This window comes from Phenylobacterium sp., assembly GCF_004299445.1.
GTDB lineage: Bacteria > Pseudomonadota > Alphaproteobacteria > Caulobacterales > Caulobacteraceae > Phenylobacterium.
The window spans coordinates 1-8,625 of sequence record NZ_SCTC01000086.1 but is presented as its reverse complement, the minus strand read 5'-3'; the positions used below and the strand labels follow the sequence as shown (position 1 = coordinate 8,625).

The following is an 8,625-nucleotide window of genomic DNA, read 5'->3' as shown; positions in this document are numbered from 1 at the left end:
GTGGCCTGAGTCACCGTAGTGGATGGTGTAGTGCTGCTCGGTCAGTTCAGGCTCGGCTGGTGCGGACGGCGCTTCCGGCAGTGGCGCTGCCACCGGTTGCGACGTCGCATTTGTGGTTGCCGCCGCACCAGCTGGCGCCGGCGTCGCTGGAGCGGGCACGGCAGGCGCTGCCGGTACCAGAGGCGGCACCGGCGCACCGCCGTGGATGCTGCGGCGGCTCGGTTCCAGCGTCGCCGTAGCGTTGCGCGACTCAGGGCAGAACACCTCCACCTCTTGGCCGGCGGTGTTGAAGTAGGAGAGGTTGATGCGCGCGTACTCGTCGTCCGTCTTGCGCTTGTTCATCTGCTCCTTCACGCGGCGGCGGCATTCCACGGCGTAGGCAACGTACTCTTCGAACTCCTCGTCCGTCGGAGCGCCGTTGGGGTGCAGGATCTTGATGAAGGCGCAAACCGTCTTCTTGATGCCCTTCTCGTCGCGGCCTTCCACCGCCTTGCCCAGCTTGATGCGCTTGCTGACCTCCTCATAGCGATTTGTCTGCTTCAGCTGGTGGTGGAAGGCCTCGGCCAGGTAGTCGGTGATGAAGCCGTAGCGGCCGGTCAAGAACTCGCTGCTGTTCTTGGGCATCTCCCAGCCCGGCAAGTAGCACGCAAAGCGGTCTTGAACCGCCAGGTCGAACTCCTTGGGCAGCGGCTGGAACAGGTCGTACACCTCAGAGTGGACGATCTGGTCCACCGACAAGTCCAGGTTGCCGACGAAGGCCATCGACGCGTCGGCAATCACCTCCACGCCGCGCGAGAAGCGGCCGTTGGCCATGAAGTCCTTCATGATCTGGATCGTGTCCGGATCCTTTACCTTCAGGCCGCCCACCTCGTCGAAGGCCACGGTGTCCCAGAAACCCACCAGGCCGATCTTGTGGCGCTGGCTGTTGTAGAACAGCGTGGCCTTGGTGGCTTGGCCGCCGCTGATCAGCGTGGAGTACGGCGAGAACTCGCTGAAGAAGTACGACTTGCCGGTGCCACGCGGGCCCAGTTCAATGAAGTTGTAGTTGGCCTCAATCAGCGGTGCCAGGCGGGCGATGAAGTGGAACTTCACCCGCTTGCTCAGCTTGCTGGGCTCCAGGCCCACCGAGCGCAGGATGACGTCCATCCACTCGTCGCGGCTGAAGCCGGCGCGGCCTTCGCAGTAGCGGTCAAAGTCGAATCGGCTCAGCTGAATGGGCCGCAGGTCTTCCACGTAGAAGGTGTACTTGTCGTCTTCCACCTCGTTGAAGGCCACGGTCACTTCCGCCCACAGGCCGCCTTGCAACAGCCGGTCGTTGTCGCGGTAGTACTTTTCGCTGATGGCCACACGGCGGGAGTCGAAGTTCTCCAGCGCAGCCCAGTGCCGCCGGTCCTTCTCAACGTAGTTGACGTGCACCTTGTCAATGAAGCGGTGCTTGCCCTTTGTGGCCACGCGTGACTGCGCCGCGTTGGCATCGTTGGGCCGCACGTAGTTCTCGTTCAGGGTGTCCAGCACGGCTTCCATGCCGGCCTGGATCTCGGCCGCGTCGTCGCTGGCGCAATAGCGGGCCAGCAGGAACTCCAGCACGAAGGTGGGCACGTTGGTGCCCTTCTTGATGCGGTGCAGCAGGTCCTTGCGGACCACCTTGCCGTCGAAGGCGGCAGTCAGCTTGCGGTCCAAATCGTCGGGGCTGTATTCCATGGCTTACACCGTGTAGTCGGTTGACAGGTCCAGCTGGCAGTGGATCTGGCTGGTCTTGGGGTCGAGTGCCTTCACCTTGAACTTGCCCTCGAACTCCAGCTGCATCTTCAACGCCACCTGCACCTTGTCGCCCGCATGCAGCGTCAGCGTGCCGGTGGCCGCGTTCACAGCGCCACCCGCACGGGCCTCGCCCACCACGTTGCCCTTGGCGTCTTGGGCTTCCAGCAGGATCTCAAATGCGCTGTCGGCCGAGAACATGTCGGCTGCATCCACCGCCACCTCAATCACCGGCACGCGGGTGGTTACCTTGGTGGCGCCGTTCTTGTAGCTCAGCTTGACCAGCGCCTGGGTCACTTCCGGCTGGCCCTTTGCCTTCAGCTGAACTGTCAGCACCGGCACCACGCACTCTTGCAACGAGGCGCCGCCATGGAAGTACTGAAGGCCCGTGCGGTAAGCCGCCAGCGTCAGCGGCCCGGCCACCTTGGCCACATCACCGCGAACACCGGCTTTGTCGGCAGGCAACACGTAGTGGGTGTTGCCCACCGCGCCATCACCCAGCGCGCAGCGGTCGTGCTCCACCAGCCAGTTGCCCTCGGGCTTGGCGCACACATCGCCCGCCCCAGCGTGGGTGTTGATGAAGAAGCCGTGGTCGGTGGCGATGACCACTTCCTGGAAACCGGCCTCCGCCAGGCGGTGCAGCGCCATGCGGATGCGGCGCAGCGCGTTGGTGATCTCCGCCGGCGCCGTGTCCGGGTGGTTCTCGAAGTGGCTGTCGATCTCCACCGCGCGCAATACCAGCAGGTCTGCATCCGCAGGCACGTCCAAGCGGCTGCGCACATAGTCCTCCAGCCGGCCCTCGGCAAAGCGTTGACCGTAACGCTTGCGCAGCACGTCCATACGTTGCGCCACGTTGGTCACCGGTTGTTCGCCCAGCAGGGGCACCAGGGCCGCACCGTCACGGCGCAAGCTCAGTTGCTGACCTGCGCCGGGCAACAGTGCAGCCATGCCCACTAGGGTGATGGTGGGCAACGGTGCCAGCGCGGCCTGCAAGGCCACGGCACCGTCTTCCACCAGTTGCTTCTCCAGCGCCACGCCCAGCTCGTAGCGCAGCGCGTCGATCATCAGGTAGGCCACCTTGTGGCCATGCTGCTGGAGCTTGGGTGCCACAAAGCGGTCAAACACATCCGCGTTGGCCAGTTGCCCGGCCAGCGGCCAGCCGCCAGCTTGCAGGTGGCGGGTGAAGGCCAGTTGCGCCTTCTCAGCCAGGCGGCCGTAGGCCTTGCGCGCCTGCTGGCGCACGGGCTTCATGGCGTCTTGGGTGTCTTGCCATTCAAAGTCGCCCAGGGCCTGCTCAAACTCGCGGTGCAGGCGGTCGGCCTCGCGCAGGCTGCCTGTGTAGAACGCCAGCAGCTTGCCCATGTCTTGGGTATGCTGGGGCAGCTGGCTGTCCAGCTCCTCGCAGCGCAAGCTCAGCTCCAGCGCGGCGCGCAGCAGGTCCCACTTCAAGCGGCTTTCGCCGTGAGCCGCCCAGACTGATCGGCGCTGGCGGTCCAGGGTCTGGCGCACAGCGTCCACGTCGTCGCGCAGAAAAGCGTCAATGCCGCGCTCCAGCGCGCTGCGCTCTTCAAACGGGAAGGTCTCGCGGGGCCCCAGGTCTTTCAGCGCCGCACAGTGCTGGGCCAGGGCCAGTTCCTGCTCCAGCTTCTGCGCCCGGTCGATGTACACGGGTTGCCTGCGGTGGTCATTGCGCAGGTCATCACACAGCGAAAGCACCACCGTCTGGCTACCCTCAGGCGCGCGGGGCAGGTCTTGCAGGGCTGCAGGCAAGGGGCTAGGCAGGTCAAACGCAAACTCGCTGAACAGCACGTAGCGCCAAAGCTCTTCCGCGATGGTGGACCACGCCCGGCCACGCGTGCGCAGCGTGAGCGCAAGGCTGGCCTTTAGCAGCTCACGCGCCTCATTCACCCAGGTGTCGCCAGTCTTCAGCGCATGTTCTTGTGCGCTGTTGGGCACCATCAGGGCCAGCAGGATGTCGCGGCCCGTCTCCACGTTCAACAGTGCACGCAGGTTGGGCCAGCCCACGCCGCCGCCCAGCGCGTCGATCACGGCAAAGCTGGGGTTGGGGTCAGCATCGAAGATGCGGCGCAGTTCCAGCACCTGGTCGGGCTTGGCGCTCTCGCACAGGCTTTCAAAGCGGTCACCGTCGCCATCGGGGAACACGCGCCCGCAGGCGGCGTAGGGGCTGAACGGGTCTTGCTGGCGGGCCTCGTCGGTCAGCGGCGCAGCGGTGGGCACGTAGACCAACAGGTGCCCAATGCGGCCCTGGCCCAGTTCAAGCAGAGCTTGCGCAGCCTCCTCCCGGCTGAGGATGCTGCTACCGCTGGCATCCACCACGCGGCAGCGCTCGTCGGCCATGCTGGTGCAGGTGCCGTGGTAGCGGCGTTCGGGGTCGTACACCACCAGCACGCCTTTATCGGCCATGCGGAGTGTCAGGATCTCCTGCTGGATGAAGGTTTCAATGCGCATTCAACGTGCTCTCAGAAATTCAGGTGCTTACCGCAGTGCCCTACCACCAGCATCTTCTCTGCCGGCAGCCACTCGAAGTGGATGCGCAGGGTCTCGGCCTTGCTGTCTTTCACCCCGTGCTTGAGGTGCTTCTCCATCACAAAGTCTTGCCCACGGTAGCTGAAGGTGCGAAGGCGCCTGCCCTCATTGCTCAGCGAATCGGATTCGTTGGCGGCGTAGGCGTCTTTCCCGAACACGCCCTTGGCATGTTGGTCACCCTTGCCGTCGTTCAGCGCGCCCCAATAGCCCGTGGCCAGCGTGTGCAGCAACTCACATGCCTTTTCGGCCAGCTTCGAGCCACTTCGGTCGGCCTCCTTGGCTGACGCCATGGCAGTGTCCAAAAACACCAAGCGGTCAGGGAACAGAGTGCCCATTAAGTCCACCACCTTTTGCAGTGTCAGCTTGGACTTGACAGCGTCCAGCAGCTGCTCGCGGACGGGGGCCAACACCTCCATGGCAGCGCCTTGCCCGTCGTCGGCCTGGAGGCTGCTCAGGGTCTGACTGAGGTTGAAGATCTCTTGCTTGAGATCTCGAACCTCTTCCTCTTTGGCCTCGAAGTCCGCCCGGGACTGCTTGAGCTCAGCCTCCTTGCGCAGAACGTCTTGGTCTGCGGCTTGCAGCAACTCGACATATTCAGCCAGCTCGTCCGCGTGCTGGCTGCCCTTGGTCTTGTCCAGCAGCGCGGCCACCCGGCCATGCAAGATGGCCTGGTCGACTTTCACCGGTGAAACATGGCGCCAAGAGAACGGCAAGTTGGTGCGGTGGGTGATGATGCCCAGCACCTCGGATTCCAGCACCTTGCCGTCGTGCTGCAAGTCTTCAATGGCTTCGGCACGCAGAAGCACCGTGTCGCAGAACGGCTCACGGACGCCACGCCGAACCGGGAACACGATGTTCACGCCTCCAGCAAAAGCCATGTAGCGCCGGCCCACCACATCCTCAATCGCAAACGTGTCCACCCCATCGGGCACGGCCACCACATCCGCCAGGCCGGCCAACACCGACCGAAGACGCTCAGGGTCCACCGCGTACTGGCCATTGCGCGGGCAACTGATCAACACCAAGGGGTAGCCGCGCTCCCCGCGCTCCACCTCGTGCAAGAAGGCCTTGGCGCTGTGCTCGTCCAGCTTCTTGACCACCAGGCCAGGCGTTTCCGTCGCAGGCTTGCAAGTCTTGAGCAGTTGCTCTACCAGCTTGGGCCGTGTCACCTGAATCGGCGCCGTGACCCTAGCGCTAACCTCGTCGGTCTTCAGCAGCAGGGAGCACTCCACAGGGCGGCCTGCCGCCTCCTGCCGAATCCCCACCTCGGTGATCCATTTGCGGCCTGAGACCGCCTCGTCTCGGTGGCTCAACTGCGCGCTGAACAGGTAGGGATAGACCGGCTCGTCGTCCAGGGCGCCCGTGGTTTTGGAGCCCAGCGTGCTGCCGTCCTTGAGCTTCAGCTCGCGGATGCCTGCAGCCAGGCGTGCTTCGTCCACAAAGCCCCGCGTACGCTGGCCAACCCATTTGGCCACCTGACGAATGACGTCGCCTGGGCCTCCGGCCGGCTCGAGGTACAAGGTGTTGGCGTAGATCAGCATGTCTCATTCCTCCCGTTTCGGCTTTGTTTGAGCTTCTGGCTGTTTGGCTGCTTGGTCAGTTGGCGCCTCTCAGTGCATTCCATTCAGAAGGACTCAGCGAGGCGGCATCGAAGCGCTGGCTTGGGTCATTCGGACTCTGCGGCCTTCCTCCGGCCACGGGTCTTCTTGGGGTCCGCCTCGGACTCCTCGTACAGCTCCTCAAGGTCGTGGGCGATGGCCAGCGACTTGTCGGTCTTGCACTTCTCTCGCACACGGTCAGGCCAGTAAGCCATCGCTAGGCGAGCCCAGTCGAAGTCGCCCTTTTCCAGCTTTGCCCTGGTGTCTTTCAAAACCTTCTGCCAGGGCTTGTGACGAAACAGCGGCCAGAGCGGCGCAGCAGTGATCTGCACGCCATCGTCGTGATTCGGCTTGTAGCCGGGGGCGATCTCTTGCAGCCTGTCACGCAGATCCAGCAGTTCAATCTCCAAGCTCTGGAGCGCCTCAAATTGTTTCTCGTCGTCTCGAGTGCGGGCGCTGCCTTTGTTACGCAGCACGGCTGCGTCATCTCCCACATGCTTGAGCTTGGGTTCGACGAAATCGTTGATGGCGGTGTACAGCGTCTGGCTGGTCAAGCTGGGGTAATAGACCCACAGCGTATAACTGCCGGACGTCGTGCTAATCGGCCAGTAGATGGGCGCCTTACGGCGGCTCTTGGAGTAGCGCTGCAGATGGAAGGCGAAGAAGTCACGCTGCAACCAGCGGCGAACATCTTCTGGAACAGGCGCCTCGACACGGGCGAGTACCTCTTCGACCAGACGCGCGATGTCGTGCAGATGACCTTGGTCGTCCACCAGAATGCCTTCGTGCGCATGGAAGGGCGAGGCCCCGTCCGGCAGCATGCCTGGACTCTTGGCGGGCAGCGGCTCGAAGGGATCCGGCTCAGCGGGTGCGGCGCGCTCGCCAGTCGCAAGGCGCCAGTCGAAACGACCGAATGCCACACCGACTGCCCAGCTCAACAAGCCGACCGTCTGGTCGACGGGTGCAGCGCTGTCATCCTCATCGCCCTCGTCGTCATTACTGGTTTCGGTATCGCCCTGATTCACCGCACTCTGCTCCCCTTGAACGGCGGCACGGTCGGCCTCACTAAAGCCATAGAGGTCGAAAGCGATGTCATCGATCTCGGCCTGGATGCGCGAAAGCTCCGCTTCGATGGCGGGCGGGTCGTATGCGCTCAGACTAGCACGCAGCGCAGCGGGCAGCGTAAACGCGTGAGCGGTCTCCTCTATGGTGTCCAGCGTGCGCTTGAGCGACCAGGATGTTCTCGCTAATCTTACTGTGTCATAAGAGAAGCCTTGCGCTTGCTCTTCCGCAGCAGGGGCACTGCCTTAGACGAGCGATCAGGTGGTAGCTCAGCCGATGGCGCAAGCTCGTGATCGAGGTCGTCACGTGGCGCTGCGCGCGCAGAACTGCCGCGGGGGACGTAATCCTCGGGAAGGGCAGGCACTTGGCGTTCGACGAAGTTTTTTTTGCCGCCGACAGGTTTGTCGGCGATGAGGCGTTCGGCCATCAAGAATCCATAGGCCGCGATGCTTAACGCGGCATGGTGGTGGAAGCCTCGCCAACCTCGGCCCTCGTAGTGACCCAGGCCGAAGTCCTGCTTGAGATCCTGGTAGTCGCGCTCGATGCGCCAGCGATGGTGAGCAACGCGCACGAGTTCGTCCAGGGGGGTGCCTTCGGGGAGGGTAGACAGGACGTACTTGCTCGGCTCTTCGTCGCAGGCCGGCCACTCGATGAGCAGCCACTGTTCAGGGCGCAGGCGCGCTTTGCCAGCATTCCCGCCGGCATGACGCACCCGTACGGCCGCGAAGCGGCCGCTCAGCGCTGCGTTGCTGCCCTCGCGCCAGGTGATGTTCCGAAACGCCTGCGGGGGCAAGGACATCGCCAACGCCTTGACGCTCAGAGGCTGCAAAGCGGCCGTGCGCTGGGGCACGACGGGTGGGCGTCCCACGCCGCTGTAGGGCTTGGGAGGTAGCGGCTGGACCCCGGGCGGCCAAACGACGACGGCCGAGGTGACCCCAACCGCATAGGGCAAGCCCATGTCGCTAAGCGCCTGACGAAAGGCAGTGTCCACGCCGTATCCGGCGTCGGCCAGCACGCAGTAACGCGGAGCGCCCTCATCCAGCAGTGCGCGCAACTGCTCCAAAGCGATCTGCGTCTTGGTGGCAAAGCGTACCTCCTCGGGAACCCCCGCCTTGGTGCGACGTGCGGCATCGGCGGCCCAATCCTCAGGCAGGTACAGCTGCCAGGCCACGGGCAGGCTGCCCTGATCGCTGGCCAGCGAAAGGCTCACAGCCACCTGGCAGTTGTCCTGCTTGCCCAGCATCCCGCAGTATTGGCGCGTGACGCCCACCGAATGGCGGCCCTTCTTGGGAAACCCCGTGTCGTCAATGATCCACCAGCCGCCCGAACGGAAGTCCATCTTCGGGATCACCCACTGGGCCACCCGGCGCAGCATCTCGGTGTGGGACCACTCGGCCTTGGCCACGAAATGATGCAGCGCCTGATGCCGGGCGCTGGCGTGCATCGGGTCCACCCGTGCGGCCATCGGCTCCACGCTCTTGCGCGACAGCGGCAGCATCAGGCCCGTGCAATAGCCCCTCAGTCCGGCGTGTCGATCCGCGTGGCCCAGTCCCGCACTCAGGTGCTCAAGATAGCGATCAAAGCGCTCGGATGCGTGCATCGATCCTCCAACATGGAGTCGAGAGGATCGCATTATCCAGTTTGTGACACAGTAAGACTA

General features: G+C 63.9%; 5 protein-coding genes. All 5 read right to left on the bottom strand.

The genetic code is table 11. The features are described from left to right. The coding region (gene brxL / locus EPN98_RS23960; protein ID WP_293365508.1) for a BREX system Lon protease-like protein BrxL at positions 1-1,701 on the bottom strand (1,701 nt) is incomplete at its 3' end. A 3-nt stretch (positions 1,702-1,704) separates the two neighbouring features. Next, complete coding sequence (locus tag EPN98_RS23955; protein ID WP_293365507.1) at positions 1,705-4,227, bottom strand: PglZ domain-containing protein; 2,523 nt, start codon at positions 4,225-4,227, stop codon at positions 1,705-1,707. Positions 4,228-4,238: 11 nt separating this feature from the next. After that, entirely contained in the window at positions 4,239-5,846 is a 1,608-nt protein-coding gene (locus tag EPN98_RS23950; RefSeq protein WP_293365505.1) for a hypothetical protein, read from the bottom strand. A 125-nt stretch (positions 5,847-5,971) separates the two neighbouring features. Continuing rightward, complete coding sequence (locus tag EPN98_RS23945; protein ID WP_293365504.1) at positions 5,972-6,928, bottom strand: hypothetical protein; 957 nt, start codon at positions 6,926-6,928, stop codon at positions 5,972-5,974. 227 nt (positions 6,929-7,155) lie between these two features. Beyond that, entirely contained in the window at positions 7,156-8,565 is a 1,410-nt protein-coding gene (locus EPN98_RS23940) for an IS701 family transposase (RefSeq protein WP_293365502.1), read from the bottom strand. Positions 8,566-8,625: the final 60 nt, after the last annotated feature.